Source organism: Vespertiliibacter pulmonis (assembly GCF_013377275.1).
In the GTDB taxonomy this organism is placed as follows: domain Bacteria; phylum Pseudomonadota; class Gammaproteobacteria; order Enterobacterales; family Pasteurellaceae; genus Vespertiliibacter; species Vespertiliibacter pulmonis.
On record NZ_CP016615.1, the window covers coordinates 428,299 to 452,655 of the forward strand.

A 24,357-nucleotide genomic window follows, 5' to 3' on the forward strand; every position below is an offset into this window, starting at 1 on the left:
CTTGATAAATAAGACAACATAATGCCCTTTAGCGTAATTTTAATGTTACTAATCCAACTAACACTAACATCAAGGTAATAATCCAAAAACGAACAATAACACGAGGTTCTGGCCAACCTTTCAATTCAAAATGATGATGAATCGGCGCCATTCGGAAAATTCGTTTCTGACGTAATTTATACGAGCCAACTTGTAAAATAACTGAAAGCGCTTCAATCACAAAAACACCGCCCATTATCACCAATAATAATTCTTGGCGAACTAACACAGCAATCACTCCTAAAGCTCCGCCAAGGGAAAGCGAGCCAACATCGCCCATAAAAACTTGAGCAGGATAAGTATTAAACCAAAGGAATCCTAGCCCCGCCCCAACAATCGCTGTACATAAAATAACTAACTCACCGCTATATTTGATATAGGGAATATGCAAATACTCTGCAAAATTATAGTTACCTGTCGCCCACGCAATCAATGCAAATGCCCCTGCGACCATAATGATTGGAACAATTGCTAAGCCGTCTAAGCCATCGGTTAAATTGACAGCATTACTTGTCCCAACAATCACAAAATAAGTAAGAACGATGTAAAATACCCCAAGCTGAGGCATTACCTCTTTAAAAAATGGCACAACAAGCTGAGTAGCTGCCGTGTCTTTGCCAATCGCATACATAGTAAACGCAGAAATTAACGCGATCACTGATAGCCAAAAATATTTCCAACGAGCAATCAAACCATCAGTATTTTTACGGGCAATTTTCCAATAATCATCAACAAAACCAACGATCCCATAGCCCATTAAAATAAATAATACACACCAGACATAAGGGTTTGACAAATCCGCCCATAACAATGCGCTAACACCAATGGAAAATAAGATCATAATTCCCCCCATTGTTGGGGTACCACGTTTTTTGAAATGGCTTTCTGGTCCATCGTGGCGGACTTCTTGTCCAAATTTTAAAACTTGCAAACGGCGAATTACGGTTGGCCCAATCCATAATCCAATAATCAATGCCGTTAATAACGCCATAATTGAACGAAAAGTGATATATGATACCACGTTAAATATGGTGTTAAATTGAACTAAATATTCAGCTAACCAAACTAACATTTGCTATTCCTTAAGAAACATTAAATTTTAAGATAAGAGCATCTAATAGCTCTTCCATTTTTTGACTGCGAGAGCCTTTTACTAATAATACAAGCGGTTGGTTATCCGCTATTTTTTGCAATATAAGTGGATATAAAAAATCTACCATTTGAGCTTTATTGGAAAAATGATGCGCCGAATTTTGACTAATCACTGCACTTTCCTGCCCAAATGAAACTACTAAATCTAAACCTGCCTGCGCAACAAAGTCTGCTACTTCTTGATGACACGCCAAACTTTCTACGCCTAATTCAGCCATATCACCAACGGCAAAAATACGAAATGCTGGGTATTGCTGTAAAACGGCTACCGCCGATTTCATTGAATCAACATTAGCATTATAGCTATCGTCAATCAGTAATAAATTTGGGTTAATTTCAATCGGAAATAGTCGTCCTTTGACTTGAGAACGTTGTTCTAATCCTGCTTTAATTGAATTTAGATCAGCTCCCACTGCCATAGCGAGTGAGGCGGCCGCTAAAGCATTACTAACATTATGTTTACCTAAATAGGGTAAATTTATCTCCACCTCCCCTTGCGGACTGTGCAAAATAAATTGCGAACCCGTTAAATTCAGTACAACATCTTCCGCCCAAAAATCGGCATAGGAATCTTTATCCTGTCCTGTATAGCTGAATGATTGTAATTCGTGCTTACCAATTTCTTTTTGCCATTCAGGAAAATAGTGAGCTAAATTAACAATCGCTATGCCATCTTTTTTCAAACCTCGATAAATTTCACCTTTTGCTTGAGCCACGCCCGCTAAAGAACCAAAGCCTTCTAAATGAGCAGAGGCAACATTATTGACTAAGCAAGCATCGGGCTGTGTAATTGCTGTGGTATAAGCAATTTCACCGAGATGATTTGCTCCCAATTCAACAACAGCAAATTTATGTTGATCAGTTAAACGTAATAAGGTTAATGGCACACCTAAATCATTGTTTAAATTACCAAAAGTATAAAGCACTTCATCTTCACAAGCGGTAACTTGTTGCAAGATTTTTGCTGTCATCTCTTTAACCGTTGTTTTACCTGATGAGCCAGTCATTGCGACAGTTTTTGGATTCAATTTAGCTTTCAACCATTTCGCTAATTCGCCTAATGCTAACCGAGTGTCTGCCACAATAATTTGTGGCACATCAATAGCGAGCGGACGCTCTACCACCAAGGCAACACAGCCTTGTTCAACCGCTTTTTGTGCATAATCGTGAGCATCAAATTTCTCACCTTTTAATGCAAAAAATAGCCCAAAACTCACCGCTTGACGGGTATCTGTACTCACATTTTCAACAGTAACATTACCATCACCGACTAATTTGGCATTTAAAATATCGGCAATCTGCTGTGTGGTTTGTTTTATCATTGATTATCCTAAAATTTTTTTGGCTTCTTCCTGATCGGAAAAATGGTATTTTTTATTGCCAATAATTTGATAGTCTTCGTGCCCTTTTCCTGCGATTAGCACAACATCATTGCTGTCTGCTTGGCTAATTGCTTGCTCAATCGCATATTGGCGAATGTGCATTTTCTGTACATTTTTTGGCTTTTTAAAGCCTGCCATCATATCTGCAAAAATAATATCGGGATCTTCCGTTCTTGGATTATCATCTGTAATAATTACGTTATCAGCATAGGCCTCTGCAATACTTGCCATCAGTGGGCGTTTACCTGTATCTCGATCACCACCGCAACCAAACACACACCATAATTTTCCATCACAATGTAAACGAGCCGCTTGCAAGGCTTTTTCAAGGGCATCTGGTGTATGGGCATAATCTACAATGACCATTGGATTAGCGTCAGGTTCATTTTCACTAACTAAACATTCCATTCGTCCACAAACACCTGTCAATTTCGGGGCAGTTTCGACTAATTGTTTAAAATCATAACCTAAGGTCAATAACCCTGCGAAAGCCGTGAGTAAATTGCTCACATTAAATGCTCCAATCAAACGACTTTCTAATACACCATTTCCCCACGAAGAAGAAAATTCAATCGTTACGCCTTGTAAGCTGTAACTAATATTTTTCGCTTGTACCCATTTCCCTTGTTTAAGGGATAAATTAGGATCACAACTCACAGCAACAGCTTGTGGTAAAACGGCTAACCACTCTCTACCTGTTTTATCATCAGCGTTAATAACTTGATATTTAGTCTGTAACTCACTAAACAAACGGAATTTTGCAGCCGCGTACTCTTCCATTGTGCGATGATAATCAAGATGATCACGGCTTAAATTGGTGAAAATAGCTAAATCAAAATCTAAATCTTCTACTCGATATTGTGCCAAACCGTGAGAAGATACTTCCATTGCACAAAAATCCGCACTTTGAGCTACAAAACTGGCTAAATTCTGTTGAATTTCAATCGCTGATCCTGTGGTATTAACGGATTCTTGTACCTGCCCGTATAGCCCATTACCAATCGTACCCATTACTGCTGCTTTTCCACCAAGTAAATTTCTCCACTGCGCAAGTAATTGAGCCGTTGTTGTTTTACCATTTGTGCCAGTAATACCAACTAATGTAAGTTTATTTGATGGGCTATCATAAAAAGTACCCGCCAAAGCAGATAAATTTTGGGCTAAATTAGGTATGCTGATCACTTTACAAGCGGTTGGATCGAGATTAAATTTTGCAAATTCACCCGATAATTCTGCTTCAGCTACACCGTCATCTGCCTCACTCAATACCAATCCCGCACCTTGTTCAACTGCCTGAGTAATAAAATGACGCCCATCGATTTGATGGCCTTTTAAGGCAACGAAAAGATCATCTTGTTTTATTTGACGACTATCTAATCGCATTTCATTTAACGATTTTAATGTTGCCCAAATCGGTAATTCTGGTAAAAATTTAAGTAAGCGTTTCATTATTTTCTCATTTAATTCGTTATCTAATGGTTAATTTCACGAACAGCGTTATGATTATCTGTGCCTAAATTATCTGGTCGAATATTATATGTTTTGAGAGTGTATCCCATAATCTTTGAGAACAATGGTGCAGAAACTGCACCGCCATAGTAAGCCCCTGCTTTCGGCTCGTTAATTAATACCACTAATGCAAATCTCGGATCACTTGCTGGTGCAATTCCTGCTGTATAAGCAATATATTTTTCTACATATCGCCCTTTTTCCAATTTACGGGCTGTCCCCGTTTTAATTGCAACTCGGAAACCATCGACTGCAGCTTTCTGCCCACCTTCGCCTTTTTGTGCCACACTTTCCATCATATGTACCACATCTCGGGTAATTTTTTCTGGTAGCACTCGCTCGCCGATCACAGGTGGATCAACTTTTGTTACTGAAAGTGGACGATAAATACCAAAACTGCCCAGCGTTGCGTAAGCTCTCGCTAATTGCAAAGGCGTTACGGTTAAACCATAACCATAAGCAACCGTTGCTCTTTCAATATCAGACCAAATTTTACGATCACCGTTTGTTCCTTTCACTTCACCAAGCCCAAGCCCTGTATCTTTCCCGAAACCAACTTTAGTGTAGGTCTCCATCAATGCAGTCGATGGCATTCTTAACGCCAAACGGCTTACGCCTACGTTACTTGATTTCTGCAAAATTCCCGTTAAAGTCAAACTCTCCCGAGGAGCAACATCTTTAATTGGAAAACCATTTACGATAAAAGAGCGAGTATTGATGACTTCCCCTAAATATGTTGCTTTATTTTGTAAAGCCGTTAAAACTACCAATGGTTTTACCGTTGAACCCGGCTCAAAAGTATCAGTAATTGCACGGTTACGGGCAAGTTCAGGTTTAAAATCACTGCGGTTATTTGGATTATAAGACGGGGCATTCGCCATTGCTAAAATTTCCCCCGTGTGAATATCTAATAACACTGCCGTTCCAGATTCTGCTTTATTATCAATTACCGCTTTTTTAATCTCACGATATGCCATGGATTGCAATTCTTCATCAATACTAAGCATAACATCTTGTGGATCATACTGCTTCTCATCACGAATGCGCTCTATAATTTCGCCTTTAGCATTCTTACGGATAACTTGTTTACCATTTTTGCCAATAAGTAACGAGTTAAAACTCCGCTCTAGCCCTTCTGCTCCGTTACGGTTATCTTGATCAGTAAACCCAATAAGTTGTGCTACTTCTTCTGCTAATGGATAAACCCGACGAGTCTCTTTTTTTAGCATAATGGCATCAATATGCAAACCTTGATGGGCTTTGACTTTTTCACCTTTTTCATCAATTTTACCCACAATGTAGTCAGCGGTAACTTCCGATTGATGACGTGCTATATAGAGAAAACGTTGCTCAGAGGCCTTATATAACTTATCCATTAAATCGTTATATTTAATACCCACACTACTTGCCAACGCTTTCATTTTCTGAATTTCGAGTGAAATTGCATCAGATTCTGCCTGCACAAATGCTGAATTAGGATTATTTCGTACCTTAACGATTAAATCACTGTAATCCAACCCTGTAGCAAGAGCTAATAAATGCCAATAATCATCACTATCTATATTAAATAATGCCCTAGGATCGTATTTTTTTTGCTTACTATTTTCGGCTCGTTTACTTTTTATAAATTTATTAACACTCGCTTCAATTTTACTGCTTGATCCGCCCATCTCGAATGAGAGTTTCCGCCAACGGGCTTTATTCCGCCGTAATTGGGTATCAAAATATTCTTTAGGATCAATGGTGACTGAATACATTGGCACACTAGTTGAAAGCATTCTGCCATTTCGGTCTAAAATTTTCCCACGAGTAAAGGGTAATTCACTCGCACGAAGAGAACGTTTATTTGCCTCTTTAATTAACCGCTCAGAATCATCAATTTGCAAATAAACACTTTTCAAAAATAACGCCACAGCCCCCAATGCCAATATACCTAAAACAACACGAAAACGAGTAACTAAAAAGCTCGGGTGATTTATCGTAGAGAGTTTAGCTTTTTCTTTAGGTTCTTTTTGTTTGCTAGGCTTAGTTTTTACCAATTTTTTCATCTACTTCACCAAAATAACTTCTTGTTCTTTTTTAACTGCTTGTAACTGTAATTTTTCTGCTACTGATTCAATCCGCCATTTCTGACTTTGAGAATTTTCTTCTAATTGCAAATGAATATACTGATTTTCTAATTTCTGATTAGCAGCAATAAGTTTACCTTGATCAGCCACTAACAAACGGGTTTGATGGGTAATCCATATTGTTCCTAATGCAGAAATAACGATCAACACCAATAATATAATTGCAACTTTATTATGGTTTGTAAGATCATCTAAAATAATTTGTCGTAATGGATAACGTTCATTTGCCATTATTTTTTCTCCGCAATTCTTAATACTGCACTGCGTGATCGTGGGTTTTGCATGATCTCTACCTCACTCGGCATTATTGCTTTACCTATTGTTTTTAAAGGGATATTTTTTAGTAACTCCGCTTCTAAAATAGGCAATCCTTTTGGTACAGCAAGACCTTTACTTTGTTTGCGCATAAACTGTTTAACCATTCGATCCTCAAGGGAGTGAAAGCTGATAATAGACAATCGCCCTTGTGGAGCAAGTACACTCAATGCTGAATTAAGTGCTTGTTCTAATTCATCAAGTTCACTATTAATAAAAATACGAATTGCCTGAAATGAACGAGTAGCAGGGTGCTTATGCTTATCTTTAAACGGCACAGCTTGTTCAATAATTTTTGCCAACTGTAAGGTACGAGAAATTTTCTCATTTGCAGATTTATTATAAGAAACGACCGCTTGTGCAATTCGTTTAGCAAAGCGTTCTTCACCAAATTCTTTTAATACCCAAGCTAAATCATCAACAGAGACTTGCGCAAGCCAATCCATTGCGGATAAGCCTTTAGTTGTATCCATTCGCATATCTAAAGGCCCATCACGCATAAAGCTAAAACCACGTTCCGCTTCATCTAATTGTGGAGAAGACACACCAAGATCAAGCAAAATTCCATCAATTTTGCCTACTAATCCCAATTCATTACAAATTTCAGGAATGGCTGAAAAAGCCGAATGAACAATTTGAAAACGAGAATCATTGATCGTTTTTGCTTCTGTAATTGCTCGGGGATCACGATCAACGGCAATTAGCCGTCCCTTTTCCCCTAACTGGCTTAAAATAAGACGAGAATGCCCTCCACGCCCAAAAGTGCCATCAATATAAATGCCATTTGGTTTAACTGCTAATCCTTCGACTGCCTCATTGAGCAATACAGTGATATGTGTTGGAGCATTAGTCATTCGATGTTTACCATTTAGTTATAACGAGAAATTTTTTAAAGCGTCACAATTTAGCCATTCTGCTGAATTTTCTAAAGCTAAATCTTCTGCAATTTGTGCTTGCCACTGCTTATCCTGCCAAATCTCAAATTTATTCAATTGCCCAACAAGCATTATTTGCTGTTCTAATTGCCGATGTTGGCGTAATACAGGGCTGAGTAAAATTCGCCCAGTAGAATCCATCTCACATTCTGTGGCAAAGCCTTGCATTACTCGCTGAATACGGCGTTGTGCTGGATCAAAGTTTGAAAGTGCGAGTAGTTTTTGTTCAATAATTTCCCATTCAAATAAAGGATAAAGCAACAAACAGGGCTGGCGAATATCAACGGTACATACTAATTTTCCGTGATGCTTTTCAAGTAACTCTGCACGATAGCGCGTTGGAATTGCCAAACGCCCTTTACTATCTAGGCTTACAGATGTTGCACCTCGAAACATATTCAACCTTTAATTCATTAATTTTTTATCTGCTTAAGCGAAATGGAAATTTTCTCCACAAAACGCCACTTTTTACCACTAGAGTAACAAATTTTAGCGGTTTAGCCAAGTGAAGCAAGCGGTTTTATCTAGAGAATAATTGATGAAAAAAGGCATTAAATAATGCCTTTAGAGACAGAAGAATAAAATTATTCTCCAAAATTTGTAGGGAACGTTTTTAGCATTTCTCGCCAAATAGCCGTACTTCGTTCACGGTTTACCGCCATACATTCAACTGCTTGACCGTAATCATTTTGCTCACAACATTTTCTTAACTGTTGGTAAAATTGCAATGTAACCTGTCGAGATTTTTCTTGGGCAAAAAATAATGAAGCAATCTGTATGTAGAGGTCTTTGAAACTATTCAAAATTAGCCCATAAACAGGTCGGTTTGCTACGAAAGTAAAGCTACGATAGATATAATAGTCAAATTCTGCATACGATTGAGCAGTATTTTCTAACTCACTGAGCTTACCAAAAAGGACGAGAGATGCTTTTGCATCAAGACGAATAGCTTCTGGGATAAAATATTCTGCCATTCGAGTGCGCAAAGAAACGACATTTTCAATAATCAATGGCATTGCAGAACGATCAAGTTTAATCAACGTTTGAATGATATTTGGTCCTGCCGTTTCCCAAACATTATTCACCCTAGTTGGCTTTCCATGTTGAATATTTAGCCAACCATCTCGAGCTAAACGTTGCAATACTTCTCTTAGAGTCGTTCTAGTAACGCCGATAATATCTGCCAATTCACGTTCTGAAGGCAAATCTGATCCCGCAGGAAAACGATTATTCCAAATACTTTTTACAATATACTCTTCTGCTAATGCCGCAGGACTTTGGGCTTTTAAAATATCAGCTTTATCCATTTAATCTTTATTCCAAATCAGTAGGCTATTACTCTACTTATACTTCAATTAGATTTTAAAATATGATTTTTCTCAAAAATCATTGATTTCTCACTAAAATCACATTTTTTTCTATTATCGTTAACCGGCAAAGTATATTACAATTCAATAAATTTTACGCTTTATTTTAGATGAAAACAAAAACTCAATGAAAAATCTTGATGCTTTTTTTAAAAATTTTCTAGGCCAATCACCTAACTGGTACAAAATCTGTATCATCGTCTTCTTACTTATTAATCCCCTTCTCTATTTCTGGGTTGATCCTTTTATTGCTGGCTGGGCTTTAGTTATTGAATTTATTTTTACTTTAGCAATGGCATTAAAATGCTATCCACTTCAACCAGGTGGCTTACTTGCCATAGAAGCAGTAGCTATTGGAATGACAACACCTCATCATCTTAAACACGAAATAATGAATAATTTTGACGTTATTTTGCTCTTAATGTTTATGATTGCAGGTATCTATTTTATGAAGCTGTTATTGCTTTATCTTTTTACTAAACTCATTTTAAGCGTACGATCTAAAATTACTCTTTCTCTTGCATTCTGTTTAAGCTCAGCATTTCTTTCTGCATTTCTTGATGCTCTAACTGTGATTGCTGTAATTATCAGTGTAGGCGTTGGTTTCTATACGGTTTATCAAACTGTCATTCAAGAGAACAATACAGAAGATCCACAAATTACCGCACAATTTCGATTTTTTTTACGCAGTTTAATTATGCACGCAGGGGTTGGTAGTGCCTTAGGTGGCGTAATGACAATGGTTGGCGAACCACAAAATCTTATTATCGCCGCACAAGCTGAATGGAGTTTCATTGAATTTTTAATCCGAGTAGCTCCTATTAGCGTACCAGTTTTATTCTGTGGTCTTATAACCTGCTATTTACTAGAAAAATACAAAATTTTTGGCTACGGCGACCGCTTGCCTCAGCAAGTTCGTACAATTTTAGAACAATACAACAGTCAAAAAGAGCAAGAAATGACAACTCAAGATCGGTTGAAATTACTTGTTCAAGCCCTCACTGGTATTTGGCTTATTATTGGTTTAGCGTTCCATTTAGCAGATGTCGGAATCATCGGCTTAACTATTATTATTCTTTGTACCGCATTTTGTGGCATTACAGATGAACATGCTATTGGGAAATCCTTTCAAGAGTCCCTGCCTTTTACAGCATTATTAGTCGTTTTCTTTGCCGTTGTTGCAGTGATTGTAGATTTAAAACTCTTTGATCCAATTATTCATTTCGTATTATCCGCAGAGAAAAATTCACAACTTACACTCTTTTATATTTTTAATGGGGTATTGTCATCTATTTCCGATAACGTTTTTGTTGGAACGGTTTATATGAATGAAGCAAAAAATGCACTAACATCAGGAATTATTGATCGCCCTCAATTTGATTTAATTGCTGTTGCTATCAACACGGGAACAAACTTACCTTCCGTTGCGACACCAAACGGGCAAGCTGCATTTTTATTTTTATTAACTTCATCATTCGCTCCACTTATTCAACTTTCTTATGGACGAATGGTTTATATGGCATTGCCATATACTGTTGTACTTTCATTAATTGGATTTTTAACACTGGAATATTTCCTTACGCCATTAACTCAATTAATGTTAGACTGGGGTTGGATTATTCAACGTTAATCAAGGATTGTTATGCTTAATTTTTTTAAAGCACTTTCATACAGCCGTAGTGCTTGGCTATTATTTTCAATCAGTTGCCTTGCGTTAGAAGGAACGGCACTCTATTTTCAACACGGTATGGGATTAAAACCTTGCGTAATGTGCATATATGAGCGAGTTGCTCTCTTCGTCATTTTAATTGCAGGGTTAATTGGTTATCTCGCACCAAGATTTATACTCACTCGTTGGATCGCCCTGTTATTAGGTTTAGTCGGTTCAATCAAAGGGATAATGCTTGCATTAAAGCACACAGATTACCAGCTACACCCAGGTCCGTGGAACCAATGTTCTCCCTTTGTTGATTTTCCTGAAACACTGCCTTTAGACAAATGGCTACCACAAATATTTGCAGCCTCAGGCGATTGCGGTAAGATTGACTGGCAATTTTTAGGGTTATCAATGCCTCAATGGCTTATCGGTGTTTTTGCGTTTTATTTTGTACTTCTTGTATTGATTATACTCAGCCAATTTAAGCGTAACCAAATACAAAATCACAATATTTTCTCGTAATTTTCTCAATAATTACCTCCAACAAGCGGTCAGATTTCATAATATTTTTGCAAAAAATCACCTAAATCTCACCGCTTGTATCGCTTTCCCTACACAATTTCACGCATTTCCGCTACAATTTCTAGCATAATCAATGATGATGGAAAGAATACAATGTCAGCTCAAGCAAACAACAAACGAAAAATATTAGTAACCTGCGCCTTGCCATACGCTAATGGCGCAATCCATTTGGGTCATATGCTAGAACATATACAAGCCGATATTTGGGTGCGTTTCCAACGTATGCGAGGGCACGAAATCCATTTTGTCTGTGCTGACGATGCTCACGGCACACCGATTATGCTTAACGCTGATAAACTTGGCATTACACCTGAACAGCTTATCGAAAAAGCCAAAGCGGATCATATCGCTGACTTTGCAGGGTTTAATATTAGTTTTGATAATTATTATTCCACCCACAGTGAAGAAAATCGTGAACTTACTGCACAAATCTATACCACATTGAAAAATAAAGGTTTTATTAAAAGCCGTGTAATTTCACAACTCTTTGATCCAGAAAAAAATATGTTTTTGCCCGACCGTTTCGTAAAAGGCACTTGTCCAAAATGTCACGCAGAAGATCAATATGGCGATAACTGTGAAGTCTGTGCTGCAACATATAGCCCAATGGATTTAATCAACCCACATTCTGCTATTTCTGGAGCAACACCGATTATTAAAGAATCAGAACATTTCTTCTTCGATTTACCTGAATTTGAAACAATGTTAAAAGAGTGGACTCGTTCAGGTTCTCTCCAACCTGAAATTGCGAATAAAATGCAAGAATGGTTTGAAAGCGGTTTGCAACAATGGGATATTAGCCGTGATGCGCCTTACTTTGGCTTTAAAATTCCTGATACAGACAACAAGTTTTTCTATGTTTGGCTAGATGCCCCTATTGGCTATATGGCATCATTTAAAAATTTATGCAACCGTACCCAGCTTGATTTTGATGAATACTGGAAAAAAGAATCTAGCACCGAGCTATACCACTTTATCGGTAAAGACATTGTTTATTTCCATAGCCTATTTTGGCCTGCTATTTTAGACGGTACAGATCATCGTAAACCAACCAATATTTTTACTCACGGTTATGTTACCGTTGATGGGCAAAAAATGTCTAAATCTCGTGGTACTTTTATTCAAGCAAGTACCTATTTAAAACACATAAACCCAGAATGTTTACGTTACTACTATGCCGCAAAATTAAATAATCGAATTGAAGATCTTGATTTTAACCTAGACGATTTTGTACAACGAGTAAATAGCGATATTGTGAATAAATTAGTGAATTTAGCTTCACGCACCGCAGGTTTTATCACGAAACGTTTTGACGGTAAATTAGCCAGTGAATTAGCCGATCCCCAACTCTTTTCAGAATTTGTTACCCAAGCAGATCAGATCGCAAGCTATTATGAACAACGTGAATTTAACAAAGCTATCCGTGAAATTATGGCCCTTGCTGATAAAGCCAATAAATATATTGATGAAAAAGCACCGTGGGTCATCGCTAAACAAGAAGGCAAAGACGCTGAATTGCAAGCGGTTTGCTCAATGGGTTTAGAAATGTTTAGAGTATTAATGAGCTATCTCAAACCAGTAATGCCAATACTGGCAGAAAAAACAGAAACATTTCTCAACGCCCAATTACGTTGGGATAACATTGATACGCCATTGTTTAACCATACAATCACGCCGTTTAAAGCGCTATTCTCTCGCCTTGAGAAAAAACAGATTGATGCGGTGATTGACGAAACTAAAACCCTATTCGCTGAAGCTGAGAAAATTGCAAAAAAAGGAACACAAATGACCGCTAGTAAAACACAAATTGAACCTATTGCACCAGAAATTACGATTGATGATTTTGCCAAACTAGATTTACGAGTAGCAAAAGTACTGAAATGCGAGGCCGTACCAAAATCAGATAAACTACTGCGTTTTGAACTCGATCTAGGAGATCATACTCGCCAAGTATTCTCTGGCATCAAGGCTGCTTATAATAAGCCTGAAGAACTAGAAGGACGCTTTGTCATTATGATCGCTAACCTAGCCCCTCGTAAAATGTCTTTCGGAATGTCAGAAGGAATGATTTTATCAGCAGGAACAGGCGGTGCTGATCTATTTTTACTCTCTGCTGATTCAGGTGTGCAGGCAGGTATGCAAGTAAAATAACTTTCTAGCGATCTTTATCGTGAGCCTCTTTACGATAAAGATCGCCCAATGCCCCTAACGCTTAGGAGAAAATGATGCTTCAACAAACACTTTCAATCATAAAACCTGATGCCACAAAACGCCACTTAATTGGCGAAATTTTATCTATTTTAGAACAAAATAATTTCGTTATTAAAGCACTAAAAATGGTGCACTTAACGAAAGAACAAGCGGAGGGATTTTACGCTGAGCATCAAGGAAAAGCATTTTTTGAATCATTGGTTGAATTTATGATTTCAGGCCCGATTGTCGTTATCGTTATCGAAGGAGAAAATGCTATCACTCGCTATCGAGATCTTATGGGCGCAACCGATCCTGAAAAACGCCAAAAAGACACTATTCGAGCTCGTTATTCGTTGAGCTACCGTGAAAATACAGTACACGGTTCTGATTCCGAAATCTCTGCTAAACGAGAAATTGCCTATTTTTTTACTCCAAATGAAATAATGGCTTAATCAATCTCTACTACCCCATTACGCTTTGATAATGGGGCTTCTTAACGCTTTTCTTCTCCAAGATTTATTCCTATTAGAGCAATTTAGCTAAAGATTATTCCCAAAATGGAGTACAATCGCTAACATTACTTAATTTAAAAATTACCCTCATAGGAGTTTAAATGCTAAATTTATCAGCAAAAAATATCCAACTCAATGCTTCAGCACAAAACAAAGAACAAGCTATTCATCTTGTTGCAGAAGGCTTAGTATCCAATGGGAATGTTGCCACTGGCTACGAAACAGGAATGCTTGCTCGAGAAACACAAACTTCAACCTTTCTCGGCAATGGAATTGCTATTCCGCACGGCACACTTGATACCCGTGATTTAGTACTAAATACAGGCGTACAAATTTATCAATTTCCCAATGGGATAGAATGGGGAGAAGGTAATATTGCTTATGTTGTTATTGGCATTGCGGCAAAATCCGATGAACACCTCAATTTACTTCGCCAACTCACCACAATTGTTGGTGATGAACAAATTGCAGAAACACTCGCTAAAACAACAGACATTGAGCAATTTATTGCTCTCTTAAGTGGTAAATCTACTCTGATGCCGTTAACCACGGATCTCATTTCACTCAATATTGATACCTCAAGCCTACTCACGTTATCAGCAATCAACGCCGCCAAGCTCCAAGAGAAAGGCTATGTGAATCAATCATTTATTAGTGATGTTCTAGCTAGTACACCTCTTATGTTGAGTAATAATGTTTATTTAGTTGATAGCCCTAAAGGCAATCTTGCAACAGGCATCGCCCTCGCTCGTAGCCAACAAGGAAAAATACTGATTACTGTTTCTGCTACTGATGACAATTTCATTCCTCTACTCACTCAACTTATCAAACCAGAACATCGCTCACAATTAACCACATTATCAGCACAAGGATTTGTCGAACTTGCAAATAATTCGGCAAATAAAGAAACAAAGAGTACAACTGAAATACCCGCTAGTAACTCAAATGGTCAAGTTGTTGGTACATTTACCGTTCGCAACGAACACGGCTTACATGCTCGCCCAAGTGCAGTATTAGTACAAACATTAAAGCCATTTGAAGCCAAAATTAGCGTAGAAAATCTTGACCGACCAAGCCCGGCTGTTAATGCAAAAAGCACAATGCGAATTGTTTCACTCGGAGCTACCAAAGCTCATCGCTTACGCTTTATTGCTGAAGGTCCAGATGCTCAACAAGCGATTGAAGCCTTGGCAAAAGGCTTTGCTGAAGGGTTAGGCGAAAATATAACTTTTGTACCTGAAACCGCTGATAGTATTGAAAATACTAATCAACAAGCGGTAAGTTCTACACCAAATATTGCACCACAAACAACTACTTCTACTGAAAATAGTGATCAGATAGAGGCTATCTTTACTATTGAAAATGAGCACGGGCTACACGCTCGTCCAAGTGCAGTATTAGTCAATGAAGTTAAAAAATATAATGCGACAATTCAAGTACAAAATCTTGACCGTGAGAGCCAACTTATTAGTGCGAAAAGCTTAATGAAAATTATTGCTCTTGGTGTACAGAAAGGTCACCGTTTACGCTTTGTTGCCACAGGCGAAGAAGCACAAAAAGCATTAGATGGCATTGGAGAAGCAATCCGCACAGGGCTTGGAGAATAAATAATGGCACAACAATTACGCATTGCAACTGTAACGCTTAACCCAGCCTTTGATTTAGTCGGCCGGTTAGCTCGCATTGAAATTGGTGAAGTAAATACCGTTGAAACACTCGGCATTTACCCAGCAGGAAAAGGAATTAATGTAGCTAAAGTATTAGCCGATCTTGGTGTTAATTTAAGCGTAACTGGTTTTTTAGGTGAGCAAAATCAAAGCGACTTTGTAGAACACTTCCAACAAAATCAGCTAACCGATCGCTTTTACCGTATTCAAGGGAAAACACGGATCAATGTAAAAATTACTGAAACAGAAGCCGATGTTACGGATCTCAATTTTTTAGGTTTTGACGTTTCTGCTCAAGATTGGCAAAGCTTTTGCCAACAATCTCAACATTGGCACGAACATTTTGATCTCGTTGCCATTTGTGGCTCTTTACCAAAAGGTATTTTACCCGAACAATTTGCACAATGGCTCAATTCACTTTCAGCTCAAGGGTTAAAAATTGTGCTAGACAGTAGCAATGATGCTTTAAGCTACGGGCTAAAAGCAACACCGTGGTTAGTAAAACCAAATCGGCGAGAGCTAGAAATTTGGGCAAAGCGACCGCTTGCAACTCTTGATGAAATTATTACGGCTGCTCAACAATTACAAGCTGAAGGCATCGAAAATGTCATTATATCAATGGGAGCGGAAGGTTCAATTTGGATTAACCACGAAGGTATTTTGCAAGCTCAACCACCTAAGTGTTCTAATATTGTTAGCACTGTAGGAGCAGGTGATTCAATGGTTGCAGGTCTGATTTATGGGCTATCTCAAGGGTGGAGCAAAGCAGATACATTGAAATTTGCAAGTGCCGTATCCGCTTTAGCGGTTTCCCAAAGCAATGTTGGCATTGCAGATATTACAGCCCTTAATCCAATTTTAGAGCAGGTGCAATTAATCTCGCATCTTTAACTTAGACTTATTATTTAAAATATAGGAACTCAATAATGAAAATTTCATTTGTATTCCCCCCACAGCTTGGAAAAGCACGTACTTTTCTGATCAATGAAGTATTATCAACTGTAGCAAAACAGCAAGGCTATACAGTTGTTACACCAGAACAAGCGGAATTCGTTGTGTTATTTGATCAACAAATTCCAGCGAATATTGCAGGCAAGCAAGGGGCAATTATCAACCTTGAACACGCCTTTACACAGCCAGAAACCTCTTTACAACAAGCGGTGAATTCTGCTCAAACTTTGCAAGCGACTCATCAAGATCTTGCAGAACCACTTTCAACAGTAAAAAACATTGTGGCAGTTACCGCTTGTCCAACAGGCGTTGCACACACATTTATGTCAGCAGAAGCCGTAGAAAATTATGCGAAAGCACAAGGTTGGAATATCAAAGTTGAAACCCGTGGGCAAGTTGGCGTGGGCAATGCAATCAGTGCAGAAGAGATTGCCGCAGCAGATTTAGTTTTTGTGGCCGCCGATATTGATATCGATCTAAACAAATTTGCAGGCAAGCCAATGTATCGAACCTCAACAGGATTAGCATTGAAAAAAACGGCTCAAGAATTTGATAACGCTTTCAAACAGGCCACTATTTACCAAAGCAGTAGTAGTAATGCAACAACGTCAACTGAAGTAACAAATAACGAACGTAAAGGGATTTATAAACACCTAATGACAGGCGTTTCCCATATGTTACCGCTTGTCGTTGCAGGTGGATTACTTATTGCGATTTCATTTATGTTTGGGATTAAAGCCTTTGAAGATGCAAGCATCGCAGGCGGAATACCTAAAGCGTTAATGGATATTGGTGGCGGTTCAGCTTTCCATTTAATGATTGCCGTCTTTGCAGGCTATGTTGCCTACTCAATCGCAGATCGACCTGGATTAGCAGTGGGTTTCATCGGTGGTATGTTAGCGACAACAGCAGGAGCTGGTATTTTAGGCGGTATTATTGCAGGCTTTCTCGCAGGCTATGTGGTGCAATTCCTGAATAATAAAATCCAACTTCCGCCAAGTTTAACGTCGTTAAAACCTATTTTAATCTTACCGCTATTAGGCAGTGCAATTGTCGGTTTAGCAATGATCTATCTCATCAATCCGCCTGTTTCTGCCATTATGGAAAGTTTATCTAGCTGGCTAAAATCAATGGGCGATGTAAACGCTATCATACTTGGTATTATTTTAGGGGCAATGATGTGTATTGATATGGGCGGTCCAGTTAATAAAGCTGCCTACACATTCTCAGTCGGAATGTTAGCTTCTAACGTAAGCACACCAATGGCTGCCGTAATGGCAGCAGGTATGGTTCCCCCTATCGGAATGGCAATTGCAACTTGGATTGCACGCAATAAATTTACCACGAATCAACGAGATGCAGGAAAAGCCTCATTTGTGTTGGGATTATGTTTTATTTCAGAAGGGGCATTACCATTTGTTGCTGCTGATCCTGTGAGAGTTATTGCTACCTCTATTTTAGGCGGTGCTACGGCTGGTGCAATTTCTTTAGGGCTAGATATTAGCTTACAAGCACCTCATGGTGGGTTATTCGTTATCCCATTTGTGTCTCAACCTCTCTACTATTTAGCTGCCATTGCTATTGGTTCATTAGTTACGGGTTTTAGCTATGCCCTTATTAAGCCTAAACAAGCGTAATTTTAGCTCATTTCAGTGAAACTAATTTTCAAAAAACGGGATAAACACTATCCCGTTTTTTTATTTACTCGAATTAACGTATAATAGCCTAAATTTCTCCTTATTTTATTGATTAAGGAATCGTATGACACACTTATCTTCCGCCCAAGAAACCTTAGGACTCTATTCTCAAGCAATTCTTCGTTTAAACCAAAACTTAAATGAAAATTTCAACCATGCTGTTGAAATGATTCTACATTGTGAAGGTCGAATTGTGGTTGCAGGTATCGGTAAGTCAGGGCTAGTTGGCAAAAAAATGGTTGCTACATTTGCCTCAACAGGTACACCTAGCTTTTTCTTACACCCAACAGAAGCTTTTCACGGTGATTTAGGTATGCTCAAGCCCGTTGATATCGTGATTTTAATTTCATATAGTGGGGAAACTGATGATGTCAATAAACTTATCCCAAGCCTGAAAAATTTTGGCAATAAAATCATTGCAATGACGGGCAATGAAAATTCAACACTTGCTCGCTATGCCGATATCGTTCTCAATATAAATATAGAACGAGAAGCCTGTCCAAATAATCTTGCACCAACTACATCAAGCCTTGTAACAATGGCACTCGGTGATGCGTTAGCCATTGCACTTATCAAAGCTCGGGATTTCCGCAGTGAAGATTTCGCACGCTATCACCCAGGCGGTAGTTTAGGACGAAAATTACTTTGTCGAGTGCGTGATGTCATGCAACGTAAGCTACCAACTACCCCACCAGAAAGCCTATTTGGCGACTGCCTTAACGTAATGAATGAAGGAAGAATGGGCGTTGCACTAGTAATGCAAGCGGATAGATTACTTGGAATAATTACCGATGGTGATATTAGACGAACGCTGGCTCAATTTGGAGCTGATAGCTTACAAAAAACGGCAAAAGAAATAATGACACATCAACCTAAAACTATTTTAGATAGCACGTTTTTAGCCCACGCTGAAGAATTGATGAAAGAAAAACATATCCATTCACTCATTGCTGTTGATGAACAAGGCAAAGTAACAGGTATTGTGGAATTTTCAAGCTAATGGCAAAATCAAACTACATCACTCGCCAAGGCTGGCAAGCCTTAGACCAAGAGCTAAAATACCTCTGGAAAGAAGAACGTCCTAAAGTTACTCAAGCGGTATCTGATGCCGCAGCCCTCGGCGACCGCAGTGAAAATGCTGAATATATTTACGGTAAACGCCGACTGCGAGAAATAGACCGCCGAGTACGCTTTCTCAGTAAACGGTTAGAGGTATTAAAAATTGTTGATTATCACCCCAGCCAAGAGGGTAAAGTTTTTTTCGGTGCGTGGGTGGAACTAGAAAATGAAGATGGAGAAATTAAACAGCATCGTCTTGTAGGCACGGATGAATTTGATCCTGCAAAAAATTGGATTTCAATTGACTCCCCTGTTGCTAGAGCGTTAATTGGTAAACAAATTGATGATGAAATTCACGTTGAAGTGCCTTCGGGAAAAATCACACTTTACGTCAATAAAATTTGGTATGAGAAAAATAGCTAGCCAAATATAGAATGCAACAAGCGGTCAGATAAATGAAAAAATTGCAAATTTCACTCAAATCTAACCGCTTATTTATTACTTATTAGCCTATCTAATCGATTCTAATTTCGCAATCAATTCCTGTTCAGGAATAGATTGAATTTTACGCATTTGGTAAAATAGTAATCCACTTGCTAACGTTAAACAAATACAAAACATTAACCAAAACCCTGCTGCGCCCATTGGCTCAACAATCCAATTAGTCATAGACAACACATAACCAAATGGAATGCCCAATCCCCAATAACATAGCAATGTAATCACTAACGTTGGTTTCGTATGTTTATAGCCTCTCATAATGCCATTACATACCACTTGAATTGCATCTGGGATCTGATAAATCGCAGCAAATACTAGTAATCCCGAAGCCATTAGTACTGAAGTTGGATCACTTGTAAATGCCTTTGGAATCGTTCCTCTCAATACCAACATAATTAATGCCATAATTAACGACATTGCGATACCAGTAAAAATGGCGTGATAGCTTAAACATTTAGCTGTCTCCAGTTGCTTTTTACCAAGTGTTTTCCCTACTAAAATAGTGGTCGCAATACCAAATGAAAGCGGTAACATAAAAAAGAATGAACTTGTTTGCAACGCAATCTGATGGCTAGCCACTGCTTGTGAACCAAGCGGAGAGATTACGAGTGAAGAAGCAGAAAATAACATAACCTCTGTGAGCAATGCAAAACCAATAGGCAGCCCTAACTTAAAGAGTTTGGTAAGCGTTATAACACTTGGCATCTCTAACCATTTATCAAATAATTTAATATCTCTCTGAGCTTTATTCACATAGCAATAATGCAACATTAACCCAAACATTACCCAATTTGCAATTGCCGTTGCAACACCACACCCAACAGCCCCCATTGCAGGTAAGCCAAATTTACCAAAAATAAAAATATAGTTTAGCGGGATATTTAAAAGTAAAGCAAAGAAGGTAATCATCATTGCTGGTTTCGGATTCGCTAATCCATCATTCAAACAACGCAAATTAACAGATAAGAGTGCAGGTATAACTCCAATACATAAAACGGCTAAATACTGCTGTGCTTTACCAGAAAAATCTTTCGGGGCATTCATAAAATCTAAGAAAATATGGCTGTTTAAACAGACCACTAACAATAGAATGCCAAAAAAAGAGGCAATCCAAAAGCCTTGCCGAATTTGATGTGCAATTAAATCTCGGCGACCCGCACCATTTAAATAAGAGACGGTTGGGGTAATCGCATTTAAGATCCCTAATACAAAAAGGAAAAGCGGGAAATAAATAGAATTACTTACCGCAATCGCTGACACATCAGCATCGCTCACAAGCCCAGCCATAATGATATCGGATAATCCCATTCCCGATGTCGCAAGTTGTGAAATTAAAATTGGAATAGATAATTTAAGTAAATTCCTCGTATTTTCAGGATATTTTTGCCATTGAAAATTCATATTTTTCTCTTTATTTTAAAAATCAGGAGAAACACTAAATGTCATCGGCTCACCCGTTATAGGGTGAGTAATGGAGAGTGATTCAGCGTGCAAACATAACCGTGGAGCAAGACTGCGAGCCAACGGATTTGCATAAAATTTATCGCCTAAAATAGGGTGTCCTAACGCCAAACTATGCACACGTAGTTGATGCGAACGCCCTGTATAAGGCGTTAATTTCACACGGGTTGTATTATTCGGATAATGGGCAAGCACTTCATAAAAAGTAACCGCTTGTTTGCCCCGCTCAAAACAAATTTTTTGGCGAGGGCGATTTTCCCAATCACAAATCAACGGGAAATTAATTTCACCAACATCGCCAACTTTATCGCCTAATTTCCCCCATAATAATGCTTGATAATGCTTTTTCGGTTCTCTCTCCCGAAATTGACGTTTCAGCTCTTTTTCTGCCACTTTGCTTAATGCAAACAGTAAAATACCGCTTGTTGCCATATCGAGCCGATGAGCTGGCTCAGTAAAACCATATTTTTGTTGCACCCGCACCATTGCACTATCTTGATATTCAGGGCGATTACCCGGTACAGAAAGTAAGCCACTCGGCTTATTTAACACTAAAATATGATTATCACGATAAACTTCATCTAACCAAGGAACGGTTGGGGGATTATATTCGATGAGTGCCATAGAATTTCTAGTTGGTAAATTGGCGTAATTCTAGCATAGAAATAAAACAGAATCTCAAACAAAATCACAACAGCTAAGGAACATTCCGACTAATGCTTAGTCAAATAATTATCTGTTATGTAATTCTATTTTTTATTCACTCAAAAGGAAACCCTATGAATTTTAACGACATTTTATCAACAGTGCTAAACACTGCTAAACAATCAGCGGAAAATATGCGTAAACCGAGCGAAAATACGGCAGATACTATCAATAAAATAGGTGGAGGCACGGCATTAGTCGGTATTTTATCTATGATTTTAGGCAGAAATGGCGGAGCAAGTTTAACCAAACTTGGTTCATTAGCCGTACTTGGCAACATTGCTTACCAAGCCTATCAAGCATACCAACAAAACCAAGCAAACAGCCAGCATTTAACGGCAACTGATTTTGAACAAAATACAGTACATTCTGAAGAAAAAAGCACACTGATTTTACGCACAATGATCGCAGCCGCCTTATCAGACGGAGAACTTGATGATAACGAACAAGCGTTAATTGAACGTGAAGCAGGCAACGATCCACAATTACAACAGTGGCTCATCAATGAAATTCAACACCCAATTTCGATTACTGAAATCGCCCAACTTGTTGGCAATAACATAGCCCTTGCCAGCCAAGTGTATCTCGCTGCTCGAGTAGTGTGCAAAGATCTCTCTCGCAAAGAGATTATCTTCTTATCACAGCTCGCAGACGCACTCAAACTTGACGAAGCCTTAGTCGAACAGCTTGAAAAACAAGCAGAAAACTAAATATTTTAATCACACAACAAAACGGGCATTGCCCGTTTTTTATTTGCAAAAATTTATTTAAACTAACCGCTTAGTTTTGTAGAATAACAAAATATACTAAATATTTAGGGCTTTTCTATGAAAAAGTTTTTTAGAATAAATGTAATTGCTGTCATATTTTCTGTAATAATCACAGCAAGTACGATTTATTTTTTTATAAAAGATATAGATTTTGCAAGTTTAATTACAACCGATACTATAAAATTTAATCAAGAAGATATTTTAAATATATTAAAATCGCCTGGTATATGGAACCTTGCTATATTGCTAATATCTTTACCTACATTATTTATTATTTGGAATATTCGAGATCAAAATGCAACCCAACAAATCGAAAACCAACGTAAAGACATCAATTTAAAAGAGTTCCAAAAAATTGCCGAATGGGTAAGTGGTGCACATTTAATTGAAGAGGAAATTACAGATAAACTAACAAACACCTCAGAAAATATTTTAAATACGCAACTCACAGAACAAACCATTAAATATACTCAACCGAATAGCCAACAATCTATCCCAACCTTTAGTAAACGAGATGGGGCTGTTGGGCTACAAATCGCCGCCATTTATAACCTATTACCCTTCTTCCAAGGCAAACACGGCGAAGACTTCCGCAAACCTGCCCTTAACCTGCTGACTTCTGCTTGGCTAGCACTGCAACAAAAGGAAGTGTTAAAACTAGAACAAATAAATATATTTGAAAATAAACGAGAATTTAACAATCAAATTAAAATTATACGGCAAAAAGCGAAATCCCCTATCGGTATTGCTCTTACTGAAGTATTACTCTCTGATGGCGGAAATAATCTCCTGAAATTCCCAGGAGTTTTCCCTAATCTTAATTTAGCAGGAATGGATTTTCACCTACCTGGGCTAGATAAAAAGGTATTAACCCTATTTAAAAAAGCTAAAAATTGCCGAAGTATTAATTTAATAGGGGCTAATTTACAAAAGGCTAATTTACAAGGGGCTAATTTACAAGGGGCTGATTTACAAGGGGCTATATTACAAGGGGCTATATTACAAGGGGCTATATTACAAGGGGCTATATTACTAGGGGCTATATTACGAGGGGCTATATTACGAGGGGCTATATTACGAGGGGCTCATTTACAAAGGGCTCATTTACAAAGGGCTCATTTACAAGAGGCTGATTTACAAGGGGCTATATTACAAGGGGCTGGTTTACAAGGTGCTAATTTACAAAAGGCTCATTTACAAGGGGCTCATTTACAAGGGGCTCATTTACAAGGGGCTCACTTACAAGATGCTAATTTACACAAGACTGATTTACAAGAGGCTAATTTATACAAGACTGACTTACAATGGGCTGATTTACAAGAGGTTAATTTATACAAGAGTGATTTACATGAAGCTAATTTACAAAAAGCTCATTTACAAGGGGCCAATTTACAAGGGGCCAATTTACAAGGGGCTAATTTACAAGGGGCTAATTTACAAGAATCTAACTTATTAGGCGTTAAGTTATCAAACACTATGCTATCAGCTGCTATCACATTTACAGGAAGTATTATTGATAATAAAACAAACTCTACTGAAATATTAGATAGCATTAAATCTCAAGGTGGTATTATTCTTTATAATAGCGTAAATAAAGAAGATAAAGAAATACGTATTCGAGTTATCGATAAACAAGATAATAAAATTAAACATCTCTATTATATAGATTATCCTCTCGATCTAGAAAAAACCCGTGAAGAAAATCCCGCTTGGGACATTGATTATAATTGAATAGAAATAAATAAAAGCTCAAAGTATTCTTTGAGCTTTTATT

21 protein-coding genes are annotated in these 24,357 nt (G+C 38.0%); 11 read left to right on the forward strand and 10 right to left on the reverse strand.

Annotated elements, in window-relative coordinates; all coding sequences use genetic code 11:
* Positions 1–28 precede the first annotated feature (28 nt).
* The 8 genes from mraY to fadR all read right to left on the reverse strand — a co-directional run bounded on the left by mraY (position 29) and on the right by fadR (position 8,768).
* Positions 29–1,111, reverse strand: coding sequence for a phospho-N-acetylmuramoyl-pentapeptide-transferase (gene mraY / locus A6B43_RS02160; protein WP_124210945.1), 1,083 nt, complete (start codon positions 1,109–1,111; stop codon positions 29–31).
* 10 nt (positions 1,112–1,121) lie between these two features.
* Positions 1,122–2,513 (reverse strand): UDP-N-acetylmuramoyl-tripeptide--D-alanyl-D-alanine ligase, encoded by a 1,392-nt coding sequence (gene murF / locus A6B43_RS02165; RefSeq protein ID WP_124210946.1) that lies wholly within the window; start codon positions 2,511–2,513, stop codon positions 1,122–1,124.
* 3 nt (positions 2,514–2,516) lie between these two features.
* Positions 2,517–4,022: a UDP-N-acetylmuramoyl-L-alanyl-D-glutamate--2,6-diaminopimelate ligase gene (gene murE, locus A6B43_RS02170; RefSeq protein ID WP_124210947.1), complete on the reverse strand. Its 1,506-nt coding sequence runs from the start codon at positions 4,020–4,022 to the stop codon at positions 2,517–2,519.
* 23 nt (positions 4,023–4,045) lie between these two features.
* Complete coding sequence (locus tag A6B43_RS02175; protein ID WP_124210948.1) at positions 4,046–6,130, reverse strand: penicillin-binding transpeptidase domain-containing protein; 2,085 nt, start codon at positions 6,128–6,130, stop codon at positions 4,046–4,048.
* Complete coding sequence (ftsL, locus tag A6B43_RS02180) at positions 6,131–6,445, reverse strand: cell division protein FtsL (protein ID WP_124210949.1); 315 nt, start codon at positions 6,443–6,445, stop codon at positions 6,131–6,133.
* The gene (gene rsmH / locus A6B43_RS02185; RefSeq protein WP_124210950.1) at positions 6,442–7,380 is read right to left on the reverse strand and encodes a 16S rRNA (cytosine(1402)-N(4))-methyltransferase RsmH; all 939 of its coding nucleotides are present in this window, start codon (positions 7,378–7,380) and stop codon (positions 6,442–6,444) included. The genes ftsL and rsmH overlap by 4 nt, the downstream gene beginning before the upstream one ends.
* A gap of 18 nt (positions 7,381–7,398) precedes the next feature.
* Complete coding sequence (mraZ, locus tag A6B43_RS02190) at positions 7,399–7,857, reverse strand: division/cell wall cluster transcriptional repressor MraZ (protein ID WP_124210951.1); 459 nt, start codon at positions 7,855–7,857, stop codon at positions 7,399–7,401.
* A 188-nt stretch (positions 7,858–8,045) separates the two neighbouring features.
* Positions 8,046–8,768: a fatty acid metabolism transcriptional regulator FadR gene (gene fadR / locus A6B43_RS02195; protein WP_124210952.1), complete on the reverse strand. Its 723-nt coding sequence runs from the start codon at positions 8,766–8,768 to the stop codon at positions 8,046–8,048.
* Between the two features lie 187 nt (positions 8,769–8,955).
* Here fadR and nhaB point away from each other — a divergent pair, with 187 nt between their 5' ends.
* The 9 genes from nhaB to greB all read left to right on the forward strand — a co-directional run bounded on the left by nhaB (position 8,956) and on the right by greB (position 19,569).
* Entirely contained in the window at positions 8,956–10,458 is a 1,503-nt protein-coding gene (nhaB, locus tag A6B43_RS02200) for a sodium/proton antiporter NhaB (RefSeq protein ID WP_124210953.1), read from the forward strand.
* Between the two features lie 12 nt (positions 10,459–10,470).
* Positions 10,471–11,007, forward strand: coding sequence for a disulfide bond formation protein DsbB (gene dsbB, locus A6B43_RS02205; protein WP_124210954.1), 537 nt, complete (start codon positions 10,471–10,473; stop codon positions 11,005–11,007).
* 153 nt (positions 11,008–11,160) lie between these two features.
* Positions 11,161–13,218 (forward strand): methionine--tRNA ligase, encoded by a 2,058-nt coding sequence (gene metG / locus A6B43_RS02210; RefSeq protein WP_124210955.1) that lies wholly within the window; start codon positions 11,161–11,163, stop codon positions 13,216–13,218.
* 74 nt (positions 13,219–13,292) lie between these two features.
* Positions 13,293–13,712, forward strand: a complete 420-nt coding sequence (gene ndk / locus A6B43_RS02215; RefSeq protein WP_124211042.1) for a nucleoside-diphosphate kinase — start codon at positions 13,293–13,295, stop codon at positions 13,710–13,712.
* A gap of 161 nt (positions 13,713–13,873) precedes the next feature.
* Positions 13,874–15,379, forward strand: a complete 1,506-nt coding sequence (gene fruB, locus A6B43_RS02220; RefSeq protein ID WP_124210956.1) for a fused PTS fructose transporter subunit IIA/HPr protein — start codon at positions 13,874–13,876, stop codon at positions 15,377–15,379.
* Positions 15,380–15,382: 3 nt separating this feature from the next.
* Positions 15,383–16,330: a 1-phosphofructokinase gene (gene fruK, locus A6B43_RS02225; protein WP_124210957.1), complete on the forward strand. Its 948-nt coding sequence runs from the start codon at positions 15,383–15,385 to the stop codon at positions 16,328–16,330.
* A gap of 35 nt (positions 16,331–16,365) precedes the next feature.
* The gene (locus A6B43_RS02230) at positions 16,366–18,027 is read left to right on the forward strand and encodes a fructose-specific PTS transporter subunit EIIC (protein WP_124210958.1); all 1,662 of its coding nucleotides are present in this window, start codon (positions 16,366–16,368) and stop codon (positions 18,025–18,027) included.
* Between the two features lie 124 nt (positions 18,028–18,151).
* Positions 18,152–19,087: a KpsF/GutQ family sugar-phosphate isomerase gene (locus A6B43_RS02235; protein WP_124210959.1), complete on the forward strand. Its 936-nt coding sequence runs from the start codon at positions 18,152–18,154 to the stop codon at positions 19,085–19,087.
* On the forward strand, positions 19,087–19,569 hold the full coding sequence (greB, locus tag A6B43_RS02240; protein ID WP_124210960.1) for a transcription elongation factor GreB: 483 nt from the start codon (positions 19,087–19,089) through the stop codon (positions 19,567–19,569). The genes A6B43_RS02235 and greB overlap by 1 nt, the downstream gene beginning before the upstream one ends.
* Before the next feature lie 87 nt (positions 19,570–19,656).
* Here the strand turns inward: greB and A6B43_RS02245 are convergent, their stop codons facing one another.
* The gene (locus tag A6B43_RS02245) at positions 19,657–21,048 is read right to left on the reverse strand and encodes an MATE family efflux transporter (RefSeq protein ID WP_124210961.1); all 1,392 of its coding nucleotides are present in this window, start codon (positions 21,046–21,048) and stop codon (positions 19,657–19,659) included.
* 15 nt (positions 21,049–21,063) lie between these two features.
* Positions 21,064–21,732: a bifunctional tRNA pseudouridine(32) synthase/23S rRNA pseudouridine(746) synthase RluA gene (rluA, locus tag A6B43_RS02250; protein WP_124210962.1), complete on the reverse strand. Its 669-nt coding sequence runs from the start codon at positions 21,730–21,732 to the stop codon at positions 21,064–21,066.
* Between the two features lie 155 nt (positions 21,733–21,887).
* On the opposite strand from rluA, the gene A6B43_RS02255 reads away from it, so the two are divergent.
* Complete coding sequence (locus tag A6B43_RS02255; RefSeq protein ID WP_124210963.1) at positions 21,888–22,523, forward strand: tellurite resistance TerB family protein; 636 nt, start codon at positions 21,888–21,890, stop codon at positions 22,521–22,523.
* Positions 22,524–22,640: 117 nt separating this feature from the next.
* On the forward strand, positions 22,641–24,314 hold the full coding sequence (locus A6B43_RS02260) for a pentapeptide repeat-containing protein (protein ID WP_124210964.1): 1,674 nt from the start codon (positions 22,641–22,643) through the stop codon (positions 24,312–24,314).
* Positions 24,315–24,357: the final 43 nt, after the last annotated feature.

Excerpts from the sequence above, each read along its gene's own strand:
- A6B43_RS02255 (WP_124210963.1), top strand. The coding sequence starts at position 21,888 with ATGAATTTTAACGACATTTTATCAACAGTGCTAAACACTGCTAAACAA.
- dsbB (WP_124210954.1), top strand. The coding sequence starts at position 10,471 with ATGCTTAATTTTTTTAAAGCACTTTCATACAGCCGTAGTGCTTGGCTA.
- metG (WP_124210955.1), top strand. The coding sequence starts at position 11,161 with ATGTCAGCTCAAGCAAACAACAAACGAAAAATATTAGTAACCTGCGCC.
- fruK (WP_124210957.1), top strand. The coding sequence starts at position 15,383 with ATGGCACAACAATTACGCATTGCAACTGTAACGCTTAACCCAGCCTTT.
- A6B43_RS02235 (WP_124210959.1), top strand. The coding sequence starts at position 18,152 with ATGACACACTTATCTTCCGCCCAAGAAACCTTAGGACTCTATTCTCAA.
- mraZ (WP_124210951.1), bottom strand. The coding sequence starts at position 7,857 with ATGTTTCGAGGTGCAACATCTGTAAGCCTAGATAGTAAAGGGCGTTTG.
- A6B43_RS02245 (WP_124210961.1), bottom strand. The coding sequence starts at position 21,048 with ATGAATTTTCAATGGCAAAAATATCCTGAAAATACGAGGAATTTACTT.
- murF (WP_124210946.1), bottom strand. The coding sequence starts at position 2,513 with ATGATAAAACAAACCACACAGCAGATTGCCGATATTTTAAATGCCAAA.
- mraY (WP_124210945.1), bottom strand. The coding sequence starts at position 1,111 with ATGTTAGTTTGGTTAGCTGAATATTTAGTTCAATTTAACACCATATTT.
- greB (WP_124210960.1), top strand. The coding sequence starts at position 19,087 with ATGGCAAAATCAAACTACATCACTCGCCAAGGCTGGCAAGCCTTAGAC.
- rsmH (WP_124210950.1), bottom strand. The coding sequence starts at position 7,380 with ATGACTAATGCTCCAACACATATCACTGTATTGCTCAATGAGGCAGTC.
- rluA (WP_124210962.1), bottom strand. The coding sequence starts at position 21,732 with ATGGCACTCATCGAATATAATCCCCCAACCGTTCCTTGGTTAGATGAA.
- murE (WP_124210947.1), bottom strand. The coding sequence starts at position 4,022 with ATGAAACGCTTACTTAAATTTTTACCAGAATTACCGATTTGGGCAACA.
- A6B43_RS02230 (WP_124210958.1), top strand. The coding sequence starts at position 16,366 with ATGAAAATTTCATTTGTATTCCCCCCACAGCTTGGAAAAGCACGTACT.
- A6B43_RS02175 (WP_124210948.1), bottom strand. The coding sequence starts at position 6,130 with ATGAAAAAATTGGTAAAAACTAAGCCTAGCAAACAAAAAGAACCTAAA.
- ndk (WP_124211042.1), top strand. The coding sequence starts at position 13,293 with ATGCTTCAACAAACACTTTCAATCATAAAACCTGATGCCACAAAACGC.
- nhaB (WP_124210953.1), top strand. The coding sequence starts at position 8,956 with ATGAAAAATCTTGATGCTTTTTTTAAAAATTTTCTAGGCCAATCACCT.
- fruB (WP_124210956.1), top strand. The coding sequence starts at position 13,874 with ATGCTAAATTTATCAGCAAAAAATATCCAACTCAATGCTTCAGCACAA.
- A6B43_RS02260 (WP_124210964.1), top strand. The coding sequence starts at position 22,641 with ATGAAAAAGTTTTTTAGAATAAATGTAATTGCTGTCATATTTTCTGTA.
- fadR (WP_124210952.1), bottom strand. The coding sequence starts at position 8,768 with ATGGATAAAGCTGATATTTTAAAAGCCCAAAGTCCTGCGGCATTAGCA.